Source organism: Geodermatophilus sp. SYSU D01105 (assembly GCF_054050095.1).
Genome location: NZ_JBJGYR010000022.1, coordinates 67,667 through 92,855, shown reverse-complemented (window position 1 = coordinate 92,855; position 25,189 = coordinate 67,667). Strand labels below are relative to the sequence as shown.

General features: G+C 73.1%; 23 protein-coding genes and 1 tRNA gene. 18 read left to right on the top strand and 6 right to left on the bottom strand.

Features of this window, described 5'->3' with window-relative positions; all coding sequences use genetic code 11:
• The first annotated feature begins 191 nt into the window (after positions 1-191).
• The 11 genes from ACI79I_RS19690 to ACI79I_RS19640 all read left to right on the top strand — a co-directional run bounded on the left by ACI79I_RS19690 (position 192) and on the right by ACI79I_RS19640 (position 7,153).
• A tRNA-Val gene (locus ACI79I_RS19690) sits at positions 192-263 on the top strand.
• Between the two features lie 100 nt (positions 264-363).
• Positions 364-1,305 (top strand): tyrosine-type recombinase/integrase, encoded by a 942-nt coding sequence (locus ACI79I_RS19685; protein WP_456994004.1) that lies wholly within the window; start codon positions 364-366, stop codon positions 1,303-1,305.
• Between the two features lie 293 nt (positions 1,306-1,598).
• Complete coding sequence (locus ACI79I_RS19680; RefSeq protein WP_456994003.1) at positions 1,599-1,871, top strand: hypothetical protein; 273 nt, start codon at positions 1,599-1,601, stop codon at positions 1,869-1,871.
• Positions 1,872-2,014: 143 nt separating this feature from the next.
• Positions 2,015-2,476: a hypothetical protein gene (locus ACI79I_RS19675; protein ID WP_456994002.1), complete on the top strand. Its 462-nt coding sequence runs from the start codon at positions 2,015-2,017 to the stop codon at positions 2,474-2,476.
• Positions 2,473-4,146: a DNA primase family protein gene (locus ACI79I_RS19670; protein ID WP_456994001.1), complete on the top strand. Its 1,674-nt coding sequence runs from the start codon at positions 2,473-2,475 to the stop codon at positions 4,144-4,146. Before ACI79I_RS19675 ends, ACI79I_RS19670 begins: the two co-directional genes overlap by 4 nt.
• A 125-nt stretch (positions 4,147-4,271) precedes the next feature.
• Positions 4,272-4,553, top strand: a complete 282-nt coding sequence (locus tag ACI79I_RS19665; RefSeq protein WP_456994000.1) for a hypothetical protein — start codon at positions 4,272-4,274, stop codon at positions 4,551-4,553.
• Complete coding sequence (locus ACI79I_RS19660) at positions 4,553-4,798, top strand: hypothetical protein (protein WP_456993999.1); 246 nt, start codon at positions 4,553-4,555, stop codon at positions 4,796-4,798. The genes ACI79I_RS19665 and ACI79I_RS19660 overlap by 1 nt, the downstream gene beginning before the upstream one ends.
• Before the next feature lie 131 nt (positions 4,799-4,929).
• Complete coding sequence (locus tag ACI79I_RS19655; RefSeq protein WP_456993998.1) at positions 4,930-5,136, top strand: hypothetical protein; 207 nt, start codon at positions 4,930-4,932, stop codon at positions 5,134-5,136.
• Positions 5,133-5,441, top strand: a complete 309-nt coding sequence (locus ACI79I_RS19650) for a hypothetical protein (RefSeq protein ID WP_456993997.1) — start codon at positions 5,133-5,135, stop codon at positions 5,439-5,441. The genes ACI79I_RS19655 and ACI79I_RS19650 overlap by 4 nt, the downstream gene beginning before the upstream one ends.
• Positions 5,438-5,998 carry a hypothetical protein gene (locus ACI79I_RS19645; protein WP_456993996.1) on the top strand — a complete coding sequence of 187 codons (561 nt, stop codon included), beginning with the start codon at positions 5,438-5,440 and terminating at the stop codon, positions 5,996-5,998. The genes ACI79I_RS19650 and ACI79I_RS19645 overlap by 4 nt, the downstream gene beginning before the upstream one ends.
• Before the next feature lie 48 nt (positions 5,999-6,046).
• A complete protein-coding gene (locus ACI79I_RS19640; protein WP_456993995.1) occupies positions 6,047-7,153 on the top strand; it encodes an EVE domain-containing protein in 1,107 nt (368 codons plus the stop codon).
• Between the two features lie 146 nt (positions 7,154-7,299).
• Here the strand turns inward: ACI79I_RS19640 and ACI79I_RS19635 are convergent, their stop codons facing one another.
• Complete coding sequence (locus ACI79I_RS19635) at positions 7,300-7,929, bottom strand: hypothetical protein (protein ID WP_456993994.1); 630 nt, start codon at positions 7,927-7,929, stop codon at positions 7,300-7,302.
• Between the two features lie 290 nt (positions 7,930-8,219).
• Between ACI79I_RS19635 and ACI79I_RS19630 the strand changes: the two genes are divergently transcribed.
• From ACI79I_RS19630 to ACI79I_RS19615, 4 genes are all read left to right on the top strand, one after another.
• A complete protein-coding gene (locus ACI79I_RS19630) occupies positions 8,220-9,086 on the top strand; it encodes a phage major capsid protein (protein ID WP_456993993.1) in 867 nt (288 codons plus the stop codon).
• 1,569 nt (positions 9,087-10,655) lie between these two features.
• Positions 10,656-11,438 (top strand): bestrophin-like domain, encoded by a 783-nt coding sequence (locus tag ACI79I_RS19625; RefSeq protein ID WP_456993992.1) that lies wholly within the window; start codon positions 10,656-10,658, stop codon positions 11,436-11,438.
• A 160-nt stretch (positions 11,439-11,598) separates the two neighbouring features.
• A complete protein-coding gene (locus ACI79I_RS19620) occupies positions 11,599-12,846 on the top strand; it encodes an LLM class flavin-dependent oxidoreductase (RefSeq protein WP_456993991.1) in 1,248 nt (415 codons plus the stop codon).
• 15 nt (positions 12,847-12,861) lie between these two features.
• Entirely contained in the window at positions 12,862-13,662 is an 801-nt protein-coding gene (locus ACI79I_RS19615) for an alpha/beta fold hydrolase (protein ID WP_456993990.1), read from the top strand.
• Between the two features lie 55 nt (positions 13,663-13,717).
• Here the strand turns inward: ACI79I_RS19615 and ACI79I_RS19610 are convergent, their stop codons facing one another.
• Positions 13,718-14,530, bottom strand: a complete 813-nt coding sequence (locus ACI79I_RS19610; RefSeq protein WP_456993989.1) for an esterase/lipase family protein — start codon at positions 14,528-14,530, stop codon at positions 13,718-13,720.
• A 230-nt stretch (positions 14,531-14,760) separates the two neighbouring features.
• On the opposite strand from ACI79I_RS19610, the gene ACI79I_RS19605 reads away from it, so the two are divergent.
• Complete coding sequence (locus ACI79I_RS19605; protein WP_456993988.1) at positions 14,761-15,675, top strand: alpha/beta fold hydrolase; 915 nt, start codon at positions 14,761-14,763, stop codon at positions 15,673-15,675.
• A gap of 1 nt (position 15,676) precedes the next feature.
• Here the strand turns inward: ACI79I_RS19605 and ACI79I_RS19600 are convergent, their stop codons facing one another.
• The 4 genes from ACI79I_RS19600 to ACI79I_RS19585 all read right to left on the bottom strand — a co-directional run bounded on the left by ACI79I_RS19600 (position 15,677) and on the right by ACI79I_RS19585 (position 21,142).
• Positions 15,677-16,675, bottom strand: coding sequence for an NAD-dependent epimerase/dehydratase family protein (locus tag ACI79I_RS19600; RefSeq protein ID WP_456993987.1), 999 nt, complete (start codon positions 16,673-16,675; stop codon positions 15,677-15,679).
• A 40-nt stretch (positions 16,676-16,715) separates the two neighbouring features.
• Complete coding sequence (locus ACI79I_RS19595) at positions 16,716-18,119, bottom strand: WS/DGAT/MGAT family O-acyltransferase (protein ID WP_456993986.1); 1,404 nt, start codon at positions 18,117-18,119, stop codon at positions 16,716-16,718.
• A gap of 74 nt (positions 18,120-18,193) precedes the next feature.
• On the bottom strand, positions 18,194-19,150 hold the full coding sequence (locus ACI79I_RS19590; RefSeq protein WP_456993985.1) for an alpha/beta fold hydrolase: 957 nt from the start codon (positions 19,148-19,150) through the stop codon (positions 18,194-18,196).
• 18 nt (positions 19,151-19,168) lie between these two features.
• A complete protein-coding gene (locus tag ACI79I_RS19585; RefSeq protein ID WP_456993984.1) occupies positions 19,169-21,142 on the bottom strand; it encodes an FUSC family protein in 1,974 nt (657 codons plus the stop codon).
• A 135-nt stretch (positions 21,143-21,277) separates the two neighbouring features.
• Between ACI79I_RS19585 and ACI79I_RS19580 the strand changes: the two genes are divergently transcribed.
• Positions 21,278-23,644 (top strand): ATP-binding protein, encoded by a 2,367-nt coding sequence (locus ACI79I_RS19580; protein ID WP_456993983.1) that lies wholly within the window; start codon positions 21,278-21,280, stop codon positions 23,642-23,644.
• 99 nt (positions 23,645-23,743) lie between these two features.
• Complete coding sequence (locus tag ACI79I_RS19575) at positions 23,744-25,129, top strand: FAD-dependent oxidoreductase (RefSeq protein ID WP_456993982.1); 1,386 nt, start codon at positions 23,744-23,746, stop codon at positions 25,127-25,129.
• Positions 25,130-25,189: the final 60 nt, after the last annotated feature.

Here is a 25,189-nt window from a genome sequence, read left to right as displayed (position 1 = left end):
GCGGGCGGCCGGGGGGGTGGCGGGGCGGGGGGGGGGGGGGGGGGGGGGGGGGCGGGGGGGGGGGGGGCCCCCCCCCCCCCCCCCCCCCCCCCCCCCGTCCCCCCGCCCCGGTACGGCCCCCCTGCAGGGGCTCGCCGCGAGCTGGCGAGCGGCGGGGGGCAGGAGGGTCCTTCCTCTACCCTGGGCGGGCGGGGCGCGTAGCTCAGCGGGAGAGCTCTCGCCTTACAAGCGAGCGGTCGCCGGTTCGATCCCGGCCGCGCCCACAACTCCGCATTTGACCTGCGGTTTCATCCCGGATGCGGTAGTCTGGCAGCAAGCACAGCCGCCAGACACTGCGTAACACTCGTCCGGGAGCCGCCCGCCATGAGCCTCGCCGTCGTCCCCGACCTGCCCGCCGACACGCCGTGGACGGAGTACCGGCGGGACTGGCTGGTGGCCCTGCGCGCCCAGGACAAGAGCCCGAACACCCTGAGGCTCTACACCGGGGCGCTGGACCGGCTGGCCGGCTGGGCGCAGGCTCGGGGCGTCGCCGACCCGGCCGAGCTGACCCGCCGCCACCTGGACGCGTTCGTCGCCGAGCTGCGTGAGGGCTGGAAGCCCTCCACCGTCTCGCTGACCTTCCGGGCGTTGCAGCAGTTCTTCCGCTGGCTGCGGGACGAAGAGGGCACGACCAGCCCGATGGAGGGAATGCGGCTGGGCGCGGTCCGTCCGCCCGAGATCAAGCCGCTCACCGACGACCAGCTCCGCGAGCTGCTGGCCTCCTGCGCGGGCCGGGAGCTGGTCGACCGCCGGGACGCCGCCCTGATCCGGCTGCTGATCGACACCGGCTGCCGCCGCGCCGAGCTGACCGGGCTGCGGCTGGCCGACGTGGACATGACCACTCAGGAGATCACCGTCGTCGGCAAGGGCGACGGCAAGAGCGGGGACAAGGTCCGCACCGTGCCGTTCGGCGCGAAGACCGCCCAGGCACTGGGCCGCTATCTGCGGGTGCGGAAGGCCGACCCGGCGGCCGGGCGCACCGACCGGCTGTGGCTGGCCGAGAAGGGGCGGGGGCCGCTGACCGCTGACGGCATCAGGCAGATGCTCACTCGGCGGGGCGAGGCGGTCGGCATCGACCGGCTCTACGCCCACCGGTTCCGGCACACCTTCGCCCACGCCCACCTAGCGGCCGGGGGCAGCGAGACCGGGCTGATGGACCTGGCCGGATGGTCCAGCGCGCAGATGGTCCGGCGCTACGGGGCCAGTACCCGGGCCGAGCGGGCGCGGGCCGAGCACCGGCGGCTGGCCCTCGGCGACCGGATCTGACCATGATCCTGGGTACCCATACCCCCTAGGGGCAGTTGCACTGGCTGGTGGACCCCCTCGCGCCGCCGTAGCGAATCGTGTACCGTCTGTGCTTGCAGCGGTTCCCCTGGGGGCTTGCGTCCGACTCCCATAGTGGATCGTTGCCGTGACTGCGCGGGGTCCCTGAGGGATCGGCCCCGTGGCGGGCGGACTGAGAGTCTTAGCGTTCAGCCTGAGTGACTACGAAGCCGGATTCGGACATGGGCGAGACGTAGCGGCACAGGCAGCCACCCCCACCAGGGAGCTGCCCCCGCATGCCCGTTGACCGAAACCTTGCCCACCTGCGCGCCCAGGTCGCCGCCCACGCCCGCTGGGCCAAGGAGCCCGACCGCACCGCCGCCACCGCCGCCGCCCGGGTCGCCGCCGCAGGACGCTGGGAGCGTCAGGTCGACCCCGAGGGGGTCCTTCCTCCCGAGGAGCGCGCCAGGCGTGCTGAGAGCGCCAGGCGGGCCGACATGGCCCGCCTGGCCTTGGCGTCGGCCAAGGCCCGCCGGAAGCGCAGCCACCAGGGCGGTCGGACGGCGTGAAGCTGGCTCAGACGCGCGACGAGGGCGCGGCGTCCGAACACGCGCCCTCGTCGGCTTTGATCGACCCCCCGGCCAGGGAAGTCGCCCGCCAGGCTACCGGCCGCGCATCTGAGGACCGTTCCTCAGACGCGGCCCGTTCGGTGGTGACCGCCTCCGAGCGGGCGTTGCTGTCTTGCCTGTTGCGGCTGGACGCCCCCCGCGCCGTCCAGGTCGCCAAGCTGGTTCGGCCCGAGGAGCTAGCCAGCCCGGCGCTGGCCGAACTGTTGACCGTCGTGACCGCCCTGGCCCAGCTGGGCATCGACCCCGAGCCGACCGCCGTCCTGGCCTTGATGCGGGGCGAGGGGCGGGCCAACGGCGCGCGCACGCAGGCCGTGGCCCTGCTGCTGACAGACCTCCACGCCAGCGCCGCCGTGCCTGCCTCGGCCCGGTTCTACGCCGCCGCCGTTCTCAATGAGGCGACCCGCCGCCGCGCTCACGAGGCCGCTGCGCGGGTCGACCAGGCCGCCGAGCGGGTGCCGATCGGCGACCTGGCCGGCCTGGTGCGCCGGGAGTTGGACGCCGTGCAGGCCCTCGCCGAGCGGGCAGCCCGGGCGGGCATCCGATGAGCGCGCCGCAGGCCACGGACGAGGACTGGATGCGGGAGACGTACGGAGAACCACCCGAGCCGGAACCCGAGTTCGGGGCGACACCGCAGGCTCCCGACGACGACCTCACCGAGCGCCGCCGGGGCAAGTTCACCCACTCCGACCAGGCCGCCGTCCTGGCCCGCGACCTGCTGGCCGGGCGCTACCTGTTCACCAAGGAGCTGGGCTGGCTGCGGTGGGACGGCCGCCGGTGGCGGGACTGCCCGATGGAGCTGGTCCGCGACGAGATCTCCGAGCACTACCGCCGGTTCAACGACGCCGAGCACGCGCGGATCCTGGCCGAGGCCGGCGGCACCTGGGCCGATGTCGGCAAGGCCGACCGGGACCACCTGGCACGCCTGAACCGGCTGCTGTCCAAGGGGTGGTTGGATGCCGTCACCGCCCTGGCTGGGGGCAAGGTGCTGGTGGAGGCCACCGCCTTCGACGCCGACCCGGACCTGCTCAACGCCGCCAACGGCGTGGTGAAGCTGGCCACCGGGGAGCTGGGGCCGCACGACCCGGCGCTGCTACTGCGCAAGATCACCGAGGTCGCCTACCGGCCGGAGGCCCTGGCCGACCCGGATCTGACGCGGGTGTTGGAGTGCATCCCCGACATTGAGACTCGGTGCTGGATGCAGGTCCGCCTCGGGCAGGCCGCCACCGGCTACGTGCCGCCGGACGACCTGCTGATCCTGCTGTTCGGTGGCGGGGCCAACGGCAAGTCCACGCTGATGGGCACGGTCATGAAGTGCCTCGGCGAGTACGCCGCCGCCGTGGACGACAAGGTGCTGCTGGATGACACCAGCAGCCACTCCACCGAGCGCATGGAGCTGTTCGGCGCACGCCTGGGGCTGACCGAGGAGGTCCCCGGCGGCCGGAAGCTGGACATGAACAAGATCAAGAAAATTGTCGGGACGCCGGTGATGCAGGCCCGCCGGATGCGCTGCGACCCGGTCACCTGGCAGCCGACGCACGCCCTGTTCATCACCACCAACGCCACGCCGATCGTCGGCGACACCGACCACGGCGCGTGGCGACGGCTGGCCAAGGTGACCTTCCCGCTGCGCTACCGGCCCGAGGGCGAACCCTTGGAGGGCGCCGACGACCGGCGGGGGGACACCGGGCTGCGCGCCCGGATGGAGATCGCCGACCCGGCCCTGTTGGAGACGGTGCTGGCCTGGCTGGTCGACGGCGCACGCCGCTGGTACGCCGCCGGCCGGTCCATGCCGCCGCTGCCGCAGCGGGTCCGGGACGACACTCGTGCCTGGCGCGCCGAGACCGATCTGATCCTGTCGTTCATCGACGACCGGCTGGTGCTGGGGCCGGGGAGCTGCGTGCTGTCCACCGACCTCTACGACGAGTTCGTCGCCTGGCTGGACACCCAGGGGATCGGCGCGTGGTCGGCCAAGACCTTCAAGCCCCGCCTCCTAGAGCACCCGACGGCGCAGGCCGCCAAGGTCACCGCGGCGCGGACCAAGAAGTACGAGGACCTGGACCGGCCCGGCAGGAAGGCCTACCTGCTGCTGCCCAGCACCCAGCAGACCGTCGTCCGCAACGTCCGCTTCCGCCGCGACGACGAGGACGCGGACGGCGGAGACCACGCTCGCGAGGCCCCCCACAAGGGGTCCCTGCTCGGGGAGTCCGCCATGTGAATGACCAGGCCAGCGGGGGGTTGCAGCCGTTGCAGGCAACCTCCGTAACCCCTACGCGAAGGCCGGATCTAGAGATCTACAGGGCTTGCCTGCAATCCCTGCAACACACCCAGGAGAACAAGATCATGATCCCCTCCATCATCCAGCCCGATGCCATGCCCTCGTGGGATGACCAGTGCGCCGTCAAGAACATCCCGGTGGCCATGACCAGGGCCGCCCTCGACGGTGACCTGGACGCCCTCACCGAGCTGATGCCGGAGGGCTGGCTCGACGCCGTCAACGCGCTCGGCACCGCCGTGCTCATGCTGGCCGCCGTCATCCGCGCGCAGGTCGGCAACGACCCCGAGGCCCACGCCAAGATCCTCGACACCTGCCGTGAGGTCATCCAGCGCGGCCGGGGGCTGTGATGGCGCAGAGGAACCCTCAGGCCGCCGACGCCGTCCACGTCGCCATGCAGAAGGCGATCAACCTAATCGAGGCCAAGGTGACCGGCCAGCCGCTCGACCTCGACGGCGTCGCCGACCTCGATGAGCTGCCCCGCGTGACGCTGGCGCTGGTCACCATCGGCGACTCGCTGGTCCGCAGCTTCGACCGGCCGACCGCCGAGGTCATCGATGCCCTGCGCCTCATGTGCATGACGGCGGTCGACTGATGACGCCGGAGGGGGCAGGGGACCCCTCCCCCCGGCCGATCGCGGACACCGCAGGGCGCGCGCATTTCGACGCCCGAGGGTCTGGGGGACACGACGTGACCACGGAAACCACGACGAGGAAGAGGAAGGCGATGACCAGGACCACGACGAAGACGCAGAGGGCGAAGACGACGACCTCGACGCCGGTGAACGCCGCAGGCGAGGAGGAACTGCTCGACGACCGGGTTCGCGATCTCAACCCCGCTCGCTGGCCGGCCTGGGCGCGAGCCCGGTACGGCGTGCAGCACCCGGCTGGCGAGGTGATCGAGCCGCTGCGGATCGATGAGGCTCCCCGATGACGGCGACCTGCCCGGAGTGCGCGGGGCCGCAGCTCCCCGGCCACCCCAAGGGGCACCTGGTGTTCGACCACGACCGGACCACCTGCGCCCTGGGCCGCGCCGAGGACGCCACCGCCGACGCCGACCTGCGCCGCGCGGCCGGATGGCTCGGGCCGTTCGCCCGGCCGGTCACCGACGCCGAGAAGACCTTGCTGGCCGCCGTGGGGATCGACCCGGCCGTCATCGAGCCGTGGACCAACGTCACGCCCATGTCGCCGGGGATCCTCCGGCGGTACTGGACCCAGAAGAAGGGCATCGCCGCATGACCGCCAACAGCACCAAGACCGAGCCCATCACCGACGACGCGAGGAACATTCCTCAGGTGAACCGAGTCGAGGACGGCCGGGAACCCCGGACGCCGGCTCCTGACCCCGACCACGACCACGAGGGCTCAGGCTCTCAGCGGGGCGCTCAGGGCGAGGACGCGGAGATCCAGCACGACGGGGTCGACCAGGAGGAGCGGCCTGGCCGGCGTGAGACCCGGTACCGGCGTGAGCGCAACGAGGCCCGGGCTCGTGTCCAGGAGTTGGAGCAGCAGGTCGAGGGCCTGCTGTCCCGAGAGGTCGCTCGGATCGCCGGGGACACCTTGGAGGACGGCTCGGACCTCATGCTGTTCATGCCGGACCTCGCCGACGTGCTGGACGACGACGGCACCCCCAATCCAGCGAAGGTCGCCGAGCGCGCCAAGCAGCTCGTGGAGTGGAAGCCGGGCCTGGCGAAGGGAGCGCGGGTGCCGACCATGTCCTTCGGTCAGGGTCGCCGGCTGGCCGTCGACCAGGGCAGCGGCGTCACCTGGGGTGGAGTCCTGCGCGGACACGACTGAGCTTCACGGCATCCGGGATCCCCAAAGGCCGTCTGGCACAGTGACGGCGTGCCGCGCACCTACTGGCTCGACCTGTTCACGGTGGAGACATGGCAGGAGTTCCGCGACCATGGCGCAAGCGTGTCCGGCTTCAGCGAAGCGCGGATGACCACCGTTCGGCGGATGAAGCCCGGCGACTACCTCCTTTGCTACCTCACGCGGGCGTCTCGCTGGGTGGGCATCTTGGAGGTGACCGGCGAGGCGTACTTCGACCCGACCCCGATCTGGTCCTCGCAGCCGTTCCCTAGCCGCATCCCGGTCAAGCCCGTCATGGCCCTCGACCCTGAGTTCGGTGTGCCGGTCCTGGATATGCGGGACGAGTTGACCGTCTTCCAGAATTTGGAGAACCCAAATCGGTGGAGCGGGCCGTTCCGCGGCTCGCCCGCGAAATGGAAGCCCGCCGACGGTGAGGCCATCGTGCGCGCCCTCCAAATCGCCATGGACAACCCCGTCGAGCGCCCCCTCGGCAAGATGCGCCGGATGCCTGGTCGGGAAGTTGTGGTGGTCAGCGACCCCGAAGGCAACGTCGTCGACCCGGCCCCCGTGGACGACCCTGTCGAGCCGACGGCCGGCGACGATGAGGGCACAACTCACACCGAGATCCAGTACCTGCTCGCCCGCCTGGGTGCCGACATGGGCTTCGAGGTACACCTGGCCCGCAATGACACCAGCCGCGTCTGGAAGGGACAACGACTCGGCGACCTCCCGCGTCTGCGCGAGAACCTCCCACAGCAGTTCGACCCGACCACCAACCGCACCATCGAGCTGATCGACTTGCTCTGGCTTCAGGGCAATGCCATCACGGCCGCCTTCGAGATTGAGAGCACTACCTCCATCTACTCTGGCCTGCTGCGGATGAGCGATCTGCTCGCCATGCAGCCCAACATCGCCATCCCGTTGTTCCTTGTCGCGCCAGACGAGCGGCGCAACAAGGTCATCCAGCAGGTGAACCGGCCGACGTTCGACCGGATGAAGCCGCCCCTCGTGGAGGTCTGCCGGTACATCTCCTTCGATGTCTTGCAGGAGAGCCTGCAGCAGGCCCAGGCGTTCGTGCGCTACCTGAAGTCCGACTGGTTGCAGACCATTAGCGAGTCATGCGCCTACGACGAGGTCTAGCGCCGTATGGGCAATCCGTAGGCGCCCGCGGAGCTTGGGGTCGACCAGTACGACGACTTCTCGTGGGGGCCGTGACTACGCGGACGAGTCAGTGAGGCAGTTCCGAGCGTGCCCTTGTCGGAGGCGAGTGCCAGCCCACCTCACTACTAGCGAAGGTTGGCCGCCAGAATCGACCCCAGTGATCCAATTACGCCCGCAATGAGAGCACTCGCGCCAGCGAGCAGGGCCACCCTGATGGACGCCTGCCTTTCTGCGCGGGCAGAATCCACCCCATCGACTATCTCGGGCTCTTTTTCCAGGATTGAGTCAATCACGTACGAGGAAACAAGTCTGGCCTGAGGCGTACCATCTGTAATCATCCTTGCCGTCCACCTGTCGCCCGACTTTAGCAGTTCGGGGCCGAATGCCAAGCGACTGTCGCGCACTGTGACTGCCGAGGGCGAGTCCGGCGGCAATACATACGCCACTTTTCCTGCAACCTCGAACTCAATGGGTCGACCACCATCGAAGAGTGAGGAAGGGATGTCATCGCTGCCGACGTTCCTTATGGACAGCGTCGCAATACAGGGGTTGCGTATCGCGCGGTCAGAGACCCGTACTTCGACCAAATTTCGCCACTCCTCATTCCCCTGCGAGAAGAGGGCGTCGACATGGAAGCTCCACCTAATTTCTCTCTTGGGCCTTTTAAGCGCCCGCCTACCGTAGTATACAGCAACTGCGATGCTGACTACGGCCGCGACTAAGCTTCCAAGGGCTACCCAGTCGGCAAAAGACAATGGTCGGCTCCTTCAAGCTAAGAAGCGAGAGACCCCCGCGAGCGCATCCCTTGCAAAGCCTGTCGTCGAACCGGAGGCACAGCCTATCCGCGCCGCCCAACCAGTGCACGTCGCTGATCAAGGCGGGTGCCGTTGTCACCCGGGCCTGGCATGATCGACACCAGCTAGTCCGGTGCTGCGGTCTGCGATCCGGTGCAGGGCCAGCACGACGCGCCAGCGGCGCACCCGAGGGTCCGTGGCCCGAGGGATCACCCCGTCCGTACCGGGGCTGACTCTCGGAGCCAGCACGCATGACCCTGACCACCGGCACCACCGGACCCCTCCTGACCCCCGAGCAGGTCGAGAGCCTGCTCATCAAGCCCGTCCTGGCCGCCAGCGTGGCCCTCAACCCGCTGTGCAGCCGGGTGCTGCGGCCGACCGCCCCGTCGGTCCGGCTGCCCGCCGTCACCGCCGACCCCACCGCCGCGTGGGTCGCCGAGGGCGCGGAGATCCCGATCTCCGACCTGACCACCGCCGAGGTCGACGTCCTCACCAAGAAGGTGGCCGGCCTCTCCGTCGTCACCTCCGAGCTGGCCGAGGACAGCTCGCCGGAGGCCACCGCCGAGGTCGGGCGGGGCCTGGCCCGTGACATCGCCCGGAAGGTCGACGCGGCTTTCTTCGGTGACGGAACCGCCCAGAGCGGGGAGCAGCCTGATGGGCTGGCCGCCCTGACGGTCGGCGCGGGTGGCGTGCAGGACATCGCCGCCGGAACCGCCCCGACCGACCTGGACGCCTTCGCCGAGGCCCAGATGCTCGCCGCCAACGTCGGCGCGCAGCTCACCGCCTTCGTGACCAACCCCGCGACCGCGCTGGTGCTGGCGAACATGAAGGAGGCCACCGGCTCGGGCAAGCCGCTGCTTCAACCGGACCCGACCCAGCCGACCCGCCGGGTGATCTTCGGGGTGCCGCTGCTGACCTCCCCGGAGGCCCCGGCCGGGACGGTGTGGGGGCTGCCCGCCGAGCGGGTCGTCACCGCCGTCCGGCGCGACGCCGAGGTCAAGGCCGACCGGTCGGTGTTCTTCACCAGCGACCGGGTCGCCGTCCGCGCCACCTGCCGGGTCGGGTTCGGGTTCCCGCACATGGCCGCTCTGGTCCGCATCCGGCTCGCTGCGAGCTGACCGAGGCGGTAGTCGGGAGGCAAGGCCCCGGCAGGGTGCTCAACGCCCGCCGGGGCCTTGCTGATGTTTACCGCCGACGCCTGCTGAGCTCTCCGACGCCCAGCAGCGCAAGGATGGCCAGGAGGGCCTGGGTCACGGGACCGACCACGTCGGCTGATCTGGTGATGATCATGGCGATGACGAGCGTGGCGCACGCTGCCACCATCACTACGCACACCAGGATCGTCGGCCCCCCGGTGGGGGGACCTGAGGGGGAGCCCCCGTCGGGGGCGGTTGACAAATGGCAATTTGACGGCATGCTGAACTCCTCTGGTGTTCAGCCCATGTAGGCACGGGCGCGGTTAAGGACAACGGAGACCAAGAGCAGCCTGGTGTGGTCAGACGCCAGGCTGCTCGCCTGTTCAGGTCCTTGTGACCCTTCGGCTCTCGGTCGACCGCCCCGCTAGGTAACCATCACTGAGCGCGACGGACAAGAGCCGGGCAAATGGCATTTTGCCTGCTCAGCGAGGGTGTCCATGGGTAATGGACAAATTGCACCTACTGAGCATCAACTCGGGGTGTACGGTCAGTCGCGCTGACCTGCCGGTTCTCACTTCCGGGCGGATTGCTTTATAGGAAATGTTTCCGCGGAAGCGATCCCGTGTGACCTACCTAACATCTCCTCGACACGCCGAACGCGTCTTAACGACACGCCGCACATCGGCTAGGCCCTTGTCCTCCGGGTCACTGGGTGCCTGGCCGACCGCGAGGCCGACCAGGCACCCAGGGACTTAGCGGACCAGCGGCAGCAGTGTCGCCACGACCGTCGTCAGGTCAGGCGAGTCGGCGAAGATCGCCGTCAGCGTGACTGCGCTCGCAACGATCGCCAACCGGATGACACGCTGCCACCCCTGAGGCGGAGGCGGCGTATCAGCGGCGCGCCTCGGCTTCACCCCCGACGAGGGGGGAGGCACCTCTGTGGCGTACATACGCTGGCGTACACGAGGTAAGGATGTGTACGCTCCGGGGCTACAGGGGGGGTTAGGTGTCGGGGGGGTATGACCCACGGCGGTTCCTCTCTGTGTGTGGTGACGGACGGCGGCCTTTCCGGGCCCAACCATGGGGCCGCCGTCCGGAGCATCTTCTCAGTCCCCTGGTAGCCGTAGGCGGGCGCTACGGCGCGTCCCGAGCGACACGCCGTAAATTTTCCCTGACGCAGGGTGCTCGGCCATGTGATCGTTCTTCACCTCTGCCAAGCCGTTGTCCTCCGGGTCACAAGAACCTTGGCGGATCCTCTGGGTCCTGCTCTTGGACCCTCCGCGCAGACACCGCTGTAACACCTGCACAGCCGGAGCGCACCCGCCTGCAAAAGCGCTGGTAAGCACAGCGTTCAAGCCCTGTCTGCTTACAAGCGAGCGGTCGCAGGTTCGATCCCTGCCGCGCCCACCCCATTCCGGCCCGGGTCGAGGATCGAGGGCCGATGGTCCCTGGGCTCGCGTTCGGGAACTCCCTAGTGTCGCCAGGCGCACGCGGTCGCTGCCGTCCGAGGACGGGCGACCGGTCAGTGGCCCACCGACCGGGGAGGTCCCCGTGGCCCACGGCATCCTGTCCCTGCCGGGCTGGCTGATCGGCGTCCTGCTCGTGCTGGTGCTGCCGGCGCTGGTGCTGCTCGTCCAGTGGGGGATCCGCCGCCGGTGGCCGGCCATGGCCGAGGGCCAGCACAACGACGTGGTCGGCTTCATCATCGCCGTCGTCGGCGTCATCTACGCCGTCCTGCTGGGGTTCGTCGTCATCGTGACGTGGGAGGCCTTCAACGAGGCCGAGTCGATCGTCGGCCAGGAGGCCAGCACCCTGCGCAGCATGTACCGGGAGAGCGCCGCCTTCCCCCCGGAGTCGCGGGAGCAGGTGCACGACCTGGTGCGGCAGTACGCGGCGGAGGTCGTCGAGGCCGAGTGGCCCGCGATGGCCGAGGCCGAGCCGGGGGACCCCCGCGTCGGCGACGTCCTCGACGAGATGGCCCTGGTCATCTCCTCGGTCCCCGTGACGACGCCGGCCCAGCAGGAGTTCGTGGGTGCCGAGACCCAGCGGCTCAGCGAGCTGGTGGCGTTGCGGAGCCAGCGCCTGGACTTCGCCGACCGGGGCATCCCCGGGGTGCTCTGGACCGCCCTGGTGGTCGGCGGCGTCGTGACGGTCGGCTTCGCCCTGCTCTTCGGCCTGCAACGGGCCGTGCTGCACTCGCTCATGGTGGGCAGCCTGGCGGCGCTCGTCGGTGTCCTCTTCTTCGTGACGCTGATGATCAACTACCCGTTCGCCGGCGACGTCGCCGTCGAGCCGGAGCCGTTCCACCGGGTGCTGGCGGACTTCGGACCCTGACCTGTCGCTGAACGGACGGCGAGCCGTCGTCGTCCGGCGACCGGGCCCGTTGACACGGTCGAGGGCGAGTGCTGGGCTCCGGGCCGATGTGACGTGGGTCACGTCGGGCTCGTATCCCCCCGACCCCAGCGCCGAGACGCGGCCTGATCAAGGGATGGCCATGAAGTCGATCTTCTTCCACCTGATGCCCTACCGAGACCTCCCTGCCGACTTCGAGCAGCGGTACGAGAGCATCTGGATCACCCCGCCGAACACCGAGCTGTGCGACCCGCGGCAGGTCGCGCAGTACTACCAGTGGAACCTCGACGAGCTGGAACTGGCCGACCGGCTCGGCTTCGACGGCGTCGGGGTCAACGAGCACCACCAGAACGGCTACGGCTTCATGGCCTCGCCGAACATCATGGCCGCAGCACTGGCCCGGCGGACGCCGAACAACAGCGCGATCATGGTGCTGGGCAACACGCTGGCCCTGTACTCCCCGGCCACCCGCGTCGCCGAGGAGATGGCGATGCTCGACGTCCTGTCGAACGGGCGCCTCGCGGCGGGCTTCCCGGTCGGCACCTCGATGGACGTGAACTTCTGCTACGGGGTCCCGCCGACCCAGACGCGGCCGCGGTTCCGGGAGGCCGAGGAGCTCATCATCCAGGCCTGGACGAGACAGGGCCCGTTCGCCTTCAACGGTCAGTACAACCAGCTGCGCTACGTCAACCCGTGGCCGCAGCCGCTGCAGGAGCCGCACCCGCCGGTGTGGCTCGCCGGCGGCGGATCGGTCGAGACCTGGGAGCTGGCAGCCACGAAGGACTACACGTACAGCTACCTGTCGTTCTTCGGCGCCAAGTTCGGCAAGAAGCTGATGGACGGCTTCTGGGCCAAGATGGACGAGATGGGGGTCGACCGGAACCCCTTCCGCGCCGGCTTCGCGCAGCAGATCTGCGTCTCGGAGACCGACGAGCGAGCGGAGAAGGAGTACCTGGAGCACGTCTCGTACTTCTTCAACAAGTGCCTGCACATCCCGCCGTACTTCTTCGAGGCGCCGGGATACCGCACCCGCAAGAGCGCCGAGTTCGCCATCAAGACCAACCAGCCGGGCGCCATCGCCGCGGCGGCGGCGCTGGAGAAGAACTGGAAGACCCTCAACGAGGAGGGCTTCATCATCGCCGGCAGCCCGACCACGGTCGCCGACCGGCTCATCGAGGTCGCCAAGACCCTGCGCGTCGGCAACCTGCACGCGCTGCTGCAGATCGGCTCCATGCCGCACGAGCTGACGAAGAAGAACATCACCCTCTTCGCTGAGGAGGTCATGCCCCGCATCCGCTCCGTGTGGGACGCCGAGGGATGGACCCACGAGTGGTGGCCGTCGGGGGCCGCCGTCCGAGCCGTCACCGAGCCCGCCGGCGCGCAGGCCTGAGGGAGGGAGGAACCGATGACCACCACCGCGCCCGCGCAGGTCGACGAGCGGATCGTCGAGGTCGGCCCCCTGCAGGCCCGCGTCCTCGTCGCCGGCACCGGCGACCCGGTCGTGTTCCTCCACGGCGTCGGCGGCCTGGTGTGGGATCCGCTGCTGGAGGCGCTGGCAGCGGGGCACACCGTCCACGCGGTCGAGCACCCCGGCGCCAACGACACCGAGGCGCTGGCCAGGCACCTGCCGGGGATGTGGGAGCTCGTGCTCTTCTACGACACGCTCTTCGACACCCTCGGCCTCGACCGGGTGCAGCTGGTCGGCCACTCGTTCGGGGGCATGGTGGCCGCGGAGGTGGCGGCCAACAACCCGCGGCGGGTCTCCCGGCTGGCCCTGATCGCGCCGATCGGTTTCTGGCGGGAGGACGCGCCCATCCCGGACATCGCCGGCATCCCACCGGAGACGCTGCCGGGCCTGGTCCTCGCCGACCCGGCCAGTCCGCTGGCGAGCATGCTGACCCCGCCGGCCGACGACCCGCAGGCGCTGTTCGAGGCGGCGATGCGGATGGCCAGCATCCTGCACTTCATCTGGCCGCTGCCCGACAAGGGTCTGCACCGGCGCATCCACCGGGTGACCGCGCCGACCCTGCTCGTCTGGGGGGCGCAGGACAGGCTGGTCGACCCCGTCTACGCCGAGGAGTTCACCTCGCGGCTGCACGACTCCCGCCTCGAGGTCGTCGACGGTGCAGGTCACCTGCCGCAGCTGGAGCAGCCCGAGGCGGTCCGGGACCTCGTCCTGGGCTTCCTCGGTCGCGCGCAGGCCTGAACGGCGACGCCCTCCCGCTGCCCCTCGGAGGGCGTCGGGAGGACGTCGCGGCCTCTCAAGCGGCGGCGGCCTGCCGAGTGGCCGGCGGGACGTCGGGGCGCGGGAACGCCGGGCGCAGGAACACCGGCGGGCGGAACGGCGTCCACGAGCCCTCGCGCTGGGCGAGCCGGTCGGCGATCGCCCAGATCGCCGCCGGGTGGTGGCCCAGGCCCAGGTGGCTGGCCAGGACGGCGATGTTCTCGCAGCGCTCGCCGGGGGTGTCCAGGCAGGTCTGCCAGTGCACGATCCCGTCGAAGTGCGAGTAGATCGACGTGGCAGGCACCTGCAGCGGGTTGCAGTCGTCCTCCAGCGGCAGGGTCCGGTGCTCGACGTGCAGGTGGGAGTACCGGTCGAAGGCCCTCGACGCCCGGCTCTGGCTGTGCCGGGCCAGCCGGAAGGGGGTGCCGAGGGTGATCACCTGCCGGACCGAGTCCGGCGTCCGGCGGGCCAGGTCGCGGGCGAAGATGCCGCCCAGGCTCCAGCCGACCAGGCTGACCGGGCGGCCGTAGCGGTCGCTGAGGTCGTCGAGCCGGTCCCGCATCCCGCCCACGCAGGCCGCGGTGGGGCCGATGTTGCGGCCGAGCCGCCACCCGTGCACGTGGTAGCCGAGGCGGCGCAGGACCCCGCGCAGGGCCCGGGTGGAGCTGTCGTCGGCCAGCAGGCCCGGCAGCACCAGCACCGGGTGCCCGTCCCCCCGCGGCAGGCGCTGCATCAGCGGCCGGGCGGCGAGGAAGAGCCCGAAGTCGGCAGCGCCGCGGGCCGGCTCGCTCAGGTAGAGCGGCAGGGCCGGGCCGTCACCCCGGAAGCGGTCCCCCAGCGGTCGTGACACGTCGTCCTCCTCGCCGTCGCGGCCCGTCCGGGCCCGTCTGCTGGGTACCACTCTGCGAGGACGGTCACACCTGACTGTCGCGACGCGCGGGGCGGGCGACTCCGGACTGTGGCACTCGTCACGCGCGCCGCACGGGTCCCACCCGCAGTGGCGGGCCGCCCCGCGGGTCGCCTGGCGGCCCGGGCCTCCTCGGGGCAGCGTGGACGGGAACCGCCGACGGGAGGGGTGTCGTGGGAACCGAGGACGACGGGCTGCGTGGGCGCAGCCGCACCGTGGACCTCGACGGGCCGGTCCACTGCGTCGACTACGGCGGCGACGACGACCCGGGCCGCCCCGCCGTCGTCCTCGTGCACGGCCTCGGCGGGTCGCACCTGAACTGGGACCTCCTCGCCCCCCTGCTCACCCCGCACGCCCGCGTGCACGCCCTCGACCTGCCCGGCTTCGGCCGCAGCGAGCCGGGGCACCGGGCAGCCTCGGTGCGGGCCAACGTCGCCGTCCTCGACCGGTTCGTCCGCGAGGTCGTGGGCCGTCCGGTGGTGCTCGTCGGCAACTCGATGGGCGGGATGATCTCCATCCTCGAGGCCGCGCACTCCCCGGCGAAGGTCCGCGGGCTGGTGCTGGTCGACCCGGCGGTGCCCGGGCCGCGGGGCCGGCCCGACGCGCGGGTCGCCCGCAACTTCCTCGCCTACGCGCTGCCCGGCGTGGGGGAGCGGTACCTGGCGGCCCAGCGCCGGGAGCGCGGGGCGCGCGCCTCGGTCCTGGACATGCTCGAGCTGTGCGGCGTGGACCCGGCCACGGTGCCGCCGGAGCTCATCGAGCGCTCGGTGGAGCTGATCGACCAGCGCCAGGACGTCGCCGGCATGGACCGCGCCTTCCTCACCGCGGCCCGGTCGCTGCTCCTGCTCCTGGCCGACCCGCGGTTGATCCGGCGGGCCATGGCCGGCATCGACGTGCCGGTGCTGCTCGTGCACGGGGACCGCGACCGACTGGTCCCGGTGAGCGCGGCGCGCGACGTCGCCCGGCGGCACCCGACGTGGGAGTACGTCGAGATGGCCGGGGTGGGCCACGTGCCGCAGCTGCAGTGCCCGGAGCAGCTGGCCAAGCACGTGCTCGACTGGCTGCCGGCCGTGACCGGCGGCGCGTGAGTCAGGCCAGCGTGGCGCGCAGTGCCTCCAGGCCGGTGTAGCGGGGCCGCCAGCCCAGCAGCTCCTTGGCGCGCGAGGTGTCCATGATCGCCGGGCGGCTGACCGCCTCCACCCACTCGGCGGCCGGGGGCAGGAACGGCAGCCGGGCCACCGCCCGGGCGGCCAGCTGCGCCGGCCCGGCCGGCACCGCGATCGGCAGCCCGCCGAACTCCCGGACGACGTCGGCGGCGGTCAGCACGCCGTCCCCCGCGACGTTGTAGGCCCCGGGCGGGCCGGCCGCCACGACGCACCGCTGCAGCGCACTGCCGACGTCGTCCTCGTGGACGAACTGCACGGGGAACTCGGGGGCGAGCAGCGGCACGGGGACCGGCAGCCGCCGCGGCCGGCCGAACAGCCGGCGACCCAGCGGCGCGAGCGGGCCGGGGAGCACGTCCTTGCCGCCGATGACGTTCGGGCCGAGCACGACCGGCGGGCGCAGCAGGTACAGGGCCAGGTCCGGCGTCGCGGCGGCCTCCGCCGCGAGCAGGTGCTCGAGCTCGGCCTTCTCGCGGGCGTAGAAGAGCCGGGCGGCCGGCCGCACCGGCCAGTCCTCCGGGATCCGCTCCGGGTTGTCGCGGTGCCAGCCGTAGGCGGCGACCGACGAGGCGTGGACGAACCGGCGCGCGCCCACGGCGGCCGCGACGCGGAAGGCGTTGAGCGTGCCGTCGACGTTGATCGAGCGGGTGGTCCGCCGCGGGGCGTTGCCGGTGATGAGGAACGCCAGGTGGACGACGACGTCGGCACCCTCGAAGGCCTCCCGCAGGGCACCCGGGTCGCGGACGTCGCCGCGCCGGTACGTCATCTTCGTCCAGCCCCGCTCGGCGGGGTTGAAGGGACGGCGGGCGATGCCCACGACCTGCCGCACCCGGTCGTCGGCCTGCAGCAGGGGCACCAGGCCGGCGCCGAACGTGCCGGTCGGGCCGGTGACGGCGACGGTCAGGTCGGATTCGGGAGCAGCCACGCCGCCCGGCTACCCGACCGGTCCGCGGGTCAACCCGGTCTCAGCCGGCCGCGGCGCCCTTCGCGGCGGCGGCGACGAGCTCCTCGACCCCGCGCCGGATGCCACCGGACAGGACGTCGACGTCGGGGAAGGCGTCGAAGTCGACGTTGATCCCGAAGGTCATCGTCTTCAGGTAGCTGAAGATGCCGATCGACACCCGGGTGCCGCCGGCGATGGGCACGTAGGCGTGCGCCGAGCACATCCGGCGGCCCAGGACGTACAGCGGGACCCGCGGCCCCGGCACGTTGGTGGTCACCGCCTGGTACCACGTCGAGGACGCCGCGACGGCGGCGCGCACCCCGAGGGCCAGGAGCGTGGGCGCCACGAAGTCGCCCATCGCGATGATCGAGCGGGCGTCGACGGCCTGCAGCAGCCGCTTGTGCTCGTCCATCTGCCGGCGGATCGAGGTCAGCCGCTCCACCGGGTCGGGCTCGGCGACGGGCAGGTCGACGAAGACGGCGGCGATCCGGTTGTCCAGGGTGTTGCGCTCGCCGGCCTTGCGGACCGACACCGGGACCATCGACCGGACGACCAGCCCCTCGGAGAGGGACCCGCGCCGCTCCAGCAGGTCCCGGAAACCCCGGGTGATCGCGGCCAGGACGACGTCGTTGACGGTGCCGCCCAGCGCCGTCCGCACCCCCTTGAGCTCGTCGAACTGCGCGTCGGTCCAGGCCCAGCGGCGGTGCGGCCCGATCGGGCCGTTGAGCGACCGCGCGGTTCGGGTGGTGACCTGACGAGCCACGGTCGGGGCGTTGGCGGCCAGCGATCGGCCGGTCCTGAGCGCCTCCTTCGACGCCTGTCGGACCCCGCCCAGCCGAGGCAACCGGGCGAGCTCCCGCAGCGGGTGGGTGACGGCGTCCTGGACCGCGCCGGCGACCACCTCGACGGTCGACGGGCTGCGCTGCGGCGTCCAGTCCTGCGGCTCGGGGTGGGCCGCGTCGGGGGTCAGGTCGAAGATCAACTGCATCAGGTCGGACCCTGCGATGCCGTCGACCATGCAGTGGTGGACCTTGGAGATCAGCGCCCAGCGGCCGTCGGCCAGCCCCTCGACCAGGTAGAGCTCCCACAGCGGCTTGGCGAGGTCGAGCCGCTGGCCGAGCACCCGGCCGGCCAGGTTGCGCAGCTGCTCGTCCCCGCCCGGCTGCGGCACGGCAGTGTGCCGGACGTGGTAGAGGATCTGGAAGTGCGGGTCGTCGACCCACAGCGGGCGGCCCAGGTTCATCGGCACCGTGCGCACCCGCTGGCGGTAGCGGGGGACCATCGGCAGCTTGGCCAGCAGCAGCCGGACCACGTCGCCGTAGGAGGGGGCCGGGCCCTCGAAGACCGCGACCGACCCCACGTGCAGCGGGGTGTTCTCGCTCTCGGCGAAGTAGAAACCGGCGTCGGTCGGGCTCAGGCGGTCCACGGTCAGCTCCTCACCGTCGTCGTTGACGCGGGCACCAGCCGATCACGTGGTGGCGATCACGTCCACCGGAGCGCTCACCCCGCCTGCCGCACGCCGTCGAGGTGTGCCTCGGCCCGGTCCAGCAGCCGCAGGAAGGCCGCGTCCACCACCTCACGGCGGGTGAGGTTCACGCTGTGCCCCGCGCCGGGGACGACGACCACCTCGGCCGAGTCGCCGATGCCCGCGGCCAGCCGGTGCCCGTGGCCGACCGGGGTGAGCCGGTCGTGGGTGGCCGCGACGACGGTGACCGGCACCCGGCCGAGCACGGCCAGGGCGGCGGACTCGTCGTGCTCGAGGAAGGTCGCGTAGAAGGCCATCGTGACCGGCAGCGGGGTCTCCTCGAGCAGGTCCTGCACCATGCGCACCGCGTCGGGGTCGGCGTCGTCCCGGCCGAACAGGTAGCGGCGGGTGAACCACCGGCCGGCCACCGTGCCGCGCCGTCGGGAGCGCTCCAGCAGCGGCGCCAGGGCCTGCAGCAGGCGCAGGTACAGCGGCAGCAGCCCGAGCCGGCGCACGACCCGGACCCACAACCCGACCAGCCCGGTGCGCACCAGCCCGCCCGCGGAGGTGGCGAGCAGCAGGACCCCGACCACGCGGGCGCCGAACAGCTCCGGACGCTGCCGGGCGAGGGCCATGACGCTCATCCCGCCCATCGAGTGCCCGGCCAGCACCACCGGCCCGGCCGGGACGACGGCGTCGAGCACCTGGCCGAGGTCGCGGCCGGTGCGGTCGATCGTGGCCCGGGTCAGCGGCGTCCAGCCCGAGCGGCCGTGCCCGCGCTGGTCCCACAGCACCAGGCGGGCGCGGGAGCGCAGGGTCTCCCGCTGCAGGTCCCACTCGCCGAGCCGTGCGGTGAACCCGTGGCTGAGGACGACGGTCAGCGGCGCCGACGCGTTGCCGTCGACCTCGACGTGCAGGTCGACGCCGTCGTCGGTGCGGACGGTGCGCGACCCGGGTGCGGGTGGTGGGGGCGGGTGGGGGAGGGCGGTCACCGGCCCATCGTCGCCCGGTCAGTCCTCGCCGGCCCGCGGACGGCCGGGGGCGGCGTCGCGGACCAGCCGGCGGGCGGCGTCCACCTCGCGGGCGACCGGGGCCAGCACGCCGTCGGCGTGGATCTCGGCGTCGTCCGGCAGCCGGTGCGCGCGGATGTCGGCCTCCAGCTCCCGGATCGCCCGGCGCAGGACGGCGACCTGCGCGAGGTCGGGCGCGGGCTCCCCGTGGCGGATGGCGATGACCGCCTCGGTGACCGCGTCCGACGTCCGCTCGAGCTGGACGATGACCGGCCAGAACGCCGCCGCGCGCGTGCTGACCGGCGGGGGCTCGGCGAGCCGGCGCTGCAGCTGGGTGTGCAGCTCGGTGAGCGCCCGGTAGCTCCGGCGCCGGGCCCGCCGCCGCTCGGTGGGGCTGCCGGTGAAGGCGGCCTCCACGAAGGCGTCCAGGGCCAGGGCGGCGTCCCGCAACGCCTCGTCCAGCGGCGCCCGCCAGGTCTGCGGCCACAGCAGGTAGCCGAAGACCAGCACGATCGCGCAGCCGATCAGGGTGTCGAGCAGGCGGGCGCCGACCAGGCCCGGCCCGCTGGGCAGGGCGAGGTCGAGCAGCAGGATGATCACCGGTGTCTGGAAGACCGAGAACAGGCCGAAGTTGGCGCTGCGCGCCCACGGGAGCAGCCCCGCCGCGACGGCCATCGCCACGAGCACCCACGCGTCGCGGGGCAGCACGGACAGCAGCAGGGAGCCGATGAGGACGCCGAGCAGGGTGCCGGCACCGCGCTGCACGGCCCGCGTGAAGACCGACCCGAAGTCGGGCTTGAGCACGATCGCGACGGTGAGCAGCACCCAGTAGGGCCGCTCGATGGGCAGGTACTGGCGGGCGATCTCCGCGATCGTCATGCACAGGGCCAGGCGGACGGCGAACGCGCGGGTGTCGGGGCTGCCGACGGTGCGGTCGAGGAGGTCCCGCAGCCGCGTACGCCGGTCCGGCCGGGGTTGGGGCACCGCGGCACCGGCCCGCTCCTCCGGGTCGCCGACCACGTTCCACGCGAGCCGGACCCCGTGGCGCACGGCACGCCGGGTGGCCTCCCCGGTCTCCAGGGGCTCGGGGCGCTCCGCGGGGAGCTCCCGTCCGCCGCCCACCGCTGCGGCGAGCGCGTGGACGGCGGTGATGTCGTGCGGGTCGGCCGGCACCCCGGCGCGGACGGTGGCGACCGTCCCCTCCACCAGGGGCGCGGCCGCGTTGAGCACCCCGGCCAGCTCGGAGAGCTCCTTGCTGCGCCCGGCGGTGCGGCTGCGGCTGCGGATGACCCGGTCGTAGGCGTCGTTGAGCGCGGTGGTCAGCCGGCGCCGGGCCTCCTCGGTGTCCGGCGTCCCGACCGCGGACAGCAGCTCGCCGATCCGGGTGAAGACGGCCGCGACCGCCGTCCGGTCGGGGTCGGAGGTCTCGGTGGCGTACTGGACCAGCGTGGTCAGCGTGGCCCAGGCCGCGCCGGCGACGAAGAACCCGACCTCCGCCACGGCCGACAGCGGCGTGGTCAACCCCGATCCCAGGGCCGTGTAGACCAGCAGCTGCAGGGAGCCGAGGGACAGCGCCGAGTTGACCGCGCTGATCAGCGCGGCGAGGGCGGACATGACGGCGATGACGACGACGGGCAGCCACCCACCGCCGGAGGCGTACTGCCCGACCACCAGGCCCACGCCGCCGAAGACGGTGGCGGCGGCGGTGCGGCGGAGCCGGTCGCGCAGCGGGCCCGGCTGCGGGGCGAGGCTGCCTGCGAGGGCGCCGGTGGTGGCGAATACCCCGGCCCCGAGGGCCGATCCCGGCACGATCCCGCCCGCCACGGCGACGGCCACCGCCAGCGGGGCGGGGACCGTGACGGCGAAGCGGGCGACGTCGCGCCAGGGGACCGCCGGGGGCGTCGTCCGGACCAGCTCCTCGAGCCAGGCCGGCGCCCGCAGCCCCCTCTCCGCCACGGCTCCCGAGCTTTCCATCCCGCCAGGTCACCCGCGCGGACCGGCACTCTGGCCGCCGTCGTCGTCGTTCCCCCGGCCGGTCGGGCGCGCCCGGCCGACCGCGGCGTTCCGCAACTGCTTGGCCGCGCCCGCCGACCGGAGCAGGCTGGGGGTGTGCCTGGGGAGGCGCCGGCCACCGTGGCGGCGCGGGGGAGGGTCGCGCAGTCGGGCGGCACCGCCGCGCTGCCGGTCCCGCTGACCTCCATGGTCGGCCGGTCCGCGGACCTGGAGACCGTGGCCGGGCTGCTCCGCCGGGCCCGGCTGGTCACCCTGGTGGGGGCCGGCGGCTGCGGCAAGACCCGCCTGGCGGTGGCGGTCGCGGCCCGGGAGGGGGCGCGCGGGACGTCGGTCGCCTGGTGGCCGCTGGACACGCTGCGCGAGCCGGCACTCGTGGCGCCGTCCCTGGCCACGGCCCTGGGCCTGGCGCACAGCCGGGCCGACACCGCCGCGCTGGCCGGTGCCCTCGGCGACCGGGAGGTCCTGGTGGTGGCCGACAACTGCGAGCACCTGGCCGGCGCGGTCGCCGACCTGGTCGTGGCCCTGCTGCCGGCGTGCTCGGGGATGCGGGTGCTGGCGACCAGCCGCCAGGCGCTGGAGGTCGCCGGCGAGCACGTGTGGGAGGTCCCGCCGCTGGGCCTGCCCACGACCGGCGACCGGGACGCCGTCGGTGACGCCCCCGCCGTCCAGCTGTTCCTCGAGCGGGCGGCCGCGGCGGGCGCGGCGCTGTCGGCCGAGGACGTCCCGGTCGTCGGCCGGCTTGTCTGCCGCCTGGACGGGATGCCGCTGGCGGTGGAGCTGGCCGCGGCCAGGACCGCGGTCATGGCACCGGCCGAGCTCGACGAGCAGCTCGACGACGCGTTCCGCCTGCTCGTCGACGACCGCCTCGGCGTCCCCCCGCGGCAGCGGACCCTGCACGCCACCCTGGCCTGGAGCCACGACCTGCTCGACCCGGCCGCGCGCACGCTGTTCCGCCGCCTGGCGCTCTTCGCCGGCCCGTTCGACCGGGACGCGGCCGCCGCCGTCGCCGGCGACCTGGGCCCGGACGACCCCGTGCCGGTGGTGCTGGCGCGGCTCGTGCGCCGGCACCTGGTCCACGTCCAGCCGGAGGGGGGACGGCGCAGCCACCGGCTGCTCGAGCCGGTCCGTCAGTTCGCCGCCGCCCGGCTGGCCGAGAGCGGCGAGGCCGGGGAGGTGGCCCGGCGCCACGCGCGCCACCACCTGGTCCTCGCCCGGCAGCTGTCCTCGGCGTTGCCGGGACCGTGTGGCTCCGGGGTGCAGCAGCAGGTCCTCGACCACTTCGACTCGCGCAGCCCGGACCTGCGAGCGGCCCTGACGTGGGCGCGGGACACCCCCGGCCAGGCCGAGCTGCTCGTCGACCTGGTCGTGCCGCAGTGGTGGGTCTGGTGGCGGCTGGGCCGGTTCGCCGAGGGCCTGACGTGGCTGCGGGCGGCGCTGGCCACCGGCGCCGGCACCGTGGCCGAGCGCGCCGAGCTGCTGCACGGGCTGGGCTGGCTGGCCCGCCACCAGGACGCGCCCGAGGTGGCCCGGACGGCGCTGACCGAGGCGCTCCGGCTCTATGACGAGCTGGGCGACCACACCGGCGCCTCCTTCGTGCTGCACCGGCTGGCCGCGCTGCGGCTCGATGCCGCGGTGGTCGTGGGACCGCAGGCGCTGGCCGAGGGACGGGCCCTCGTCGAGGCCAGCGGGGCCCGCGCCCGGGCCGCGGGCGACGTCTGGGCGCGGGGTGCGGCGACGTACTGGCACGGGCTGTTCGCGCTCGCCGAGGGCGACGCCGACGCGGCCGTCGGGCTGCTCGCGGAGGCGCGGGGGGCGTTCGTGGTCGCCGGGGACCGCTGGGCCGTCGCCCGGACGACGGGCATGTCGGCGCTCGCCCTGACCCGGGCGGGGCGCCTCCGGGACGCCGCCGTCGTGCAGCGCGAGGCGGAGCGGACCAGCGCCGAGGTGCGCGACCGCTGGGGGTCGGCGCGCTGGGCCATGCACGACGCGGAGTGGCACCTCCGGGACGGCGACCCGCGCGAGGCGGCCCGGGCGTGCGCGCGGTCGGCCGCCGGCTTCGCCGAGCTGGGCGACGGCCTGCGCGTCGTCGAGGTCGCGCGGGTGTGCGCGCAGGCCCTGGACGCGCAGGGGCGCGCGGCCGAGGCCACCCAGCTGCGCGCGGCGGCCGACGCGGCCGCGGCGCACTCCGGGGCCGGCGGCGCCCGGCTGGCCGACCAGGTGGCCGAGCTGGCCGCGCCGCCCCCGTCCCCGGACCCGCTGCCGGAACCGCTGTCCGCCCGCGAGCTGGAGGTCCTGCGGCTGGTCGCGCGGGGGAGCAGCGACGCGGAGGTGGCGCGGGCGCTGTTCCTCAGCGTGCGCACCGTCGGCGGCCACCTCGGCTCGGCCTACCGCAAGCTCGGCGTCCGGTCGCGGACGGCCGCCGTCCGGCGGCTCGCCGAGCTCGGGGTGGACCCGGACGGGTAGTCGGTCGGGTAGTCCTACGCATCCCCCCGACCCGACCCGTACCGACCCTGGACGGGCAGCGGCCGCCCGTCCGGAGGTGGCCGCCGACGGGAGGTCGTCATGTCCACCCTTCCTCGCACCGGCCGGCGCGGCACCGCCGTCGTCATCGGGGCCGGCATGGCGGGACTGCTGGCGGCGCGGGTGCTGACCGAGCACGTCGACCGCGTCGTCGTCCTCGACCACGACACGCTGCCCGAGGACGCCGTCCCGCGGGGTGGGGCGCCGCAGTCCGCGCACGCGCACGCGCTGCTGTCCCGCGGCCGGGCCGTCCTCGAGGAGCTGTACCCCGGCCTGACCGCCGAGCTGGTGGCGCGGGGCGCTGTCGCCGGGGACCCGCAGGCCGACGTCCGGTGGGTCAACGACGGCTACACGATGGCGTTCGGCCGGTCCGGCCTGACCGGGCTGGCGGTCAGCCGGCCCCTGCTGGAGCGGGAGGTGCGCCGGCGGACCCTCGCCGACCCGCGCGTGGACCTGCACCAGCGGGTGGACGTGCGGACCCTGCTGCACGGCGCCGGCGGGCGGGTGCTGGGGGTCGCGGGGCTCGAGCGGGACGGCGCCTCCGGCGGGGGGATCCGGCACTGGGACGCCGAGCTCGTCGTGGACGCCACGGGACGGACGTCGCGGGCGCCGGAGTGGCTGGCCGCGCTGGGCGCCGAGCCGCCCGAGGAGGAACGGGTGGAGGTCGACGTCGCGTACTCGACCCGGCAGTACCGTCGCGAGCCCGGTCACCTGGACGGCGCGGTGGGGGCGATCGTCTCCGCCTCGCCGGACCGCCAGCGAGGCGGCGTGCTGCTCGCCCAGGAGGGCGACCGGTGGATCTGCACGCTCACCGGCTTCTTCGGCGACCGGCCGCCGGTCGACCCCGACGGGTTCGAGGCCTACGCGGGGACGCTGCTGTCGCCGCTGGTCTCCGAGGTGGTCGGCTCCGCGGTCCCGCTGGACGAGCCGCGGCGCTTCCGGTTCCCCGCCTCGGTACGCCGGCGGTACGAGCGGCTGACGAGCGCGCCCGCGGGGCTCGTGGTGGTCGGTGACGCGATCTGCAGCTTCGACCCCGTCTACGGCCAGGGGATGACCGTGGCCGCGCTCGAGGCGCTCGCGCTGCGGGAGGCGCTGGCCGGCGGACCGGACCGGCCCGGCCTCGCGGCGGAGTTCTGGCAGGCGGCGGCCACGGTGGTCGACAACCCGTGGCAGATCGCGGTGGGCGGCGACATGCGGCTGCCCGGCTACCGCGGCGCGGTCGACCGGCGGACCCGCATGGTCAACGCCTACCTGGCCAAGGTGCACCGTGCGGCGTCGTTCGACCCGGCGGTCGGGACGGCGTTCATGCGGGTGGCCCAGCTCGAGGCGCCTCCGGCGAGCCTGATGTCGCCGGGGGTGGTGGCGCACGTGCTGCGCGGGGCCCGGCGTGTCCCGGTGGGCCTGGAGGAGTTCCGGGTCCCCGCGTGAGAACGAGTCGCCGGGTCGGTATGTCGGGAGGTCGACGTGTCGACCCGGCGACGTGTCGCT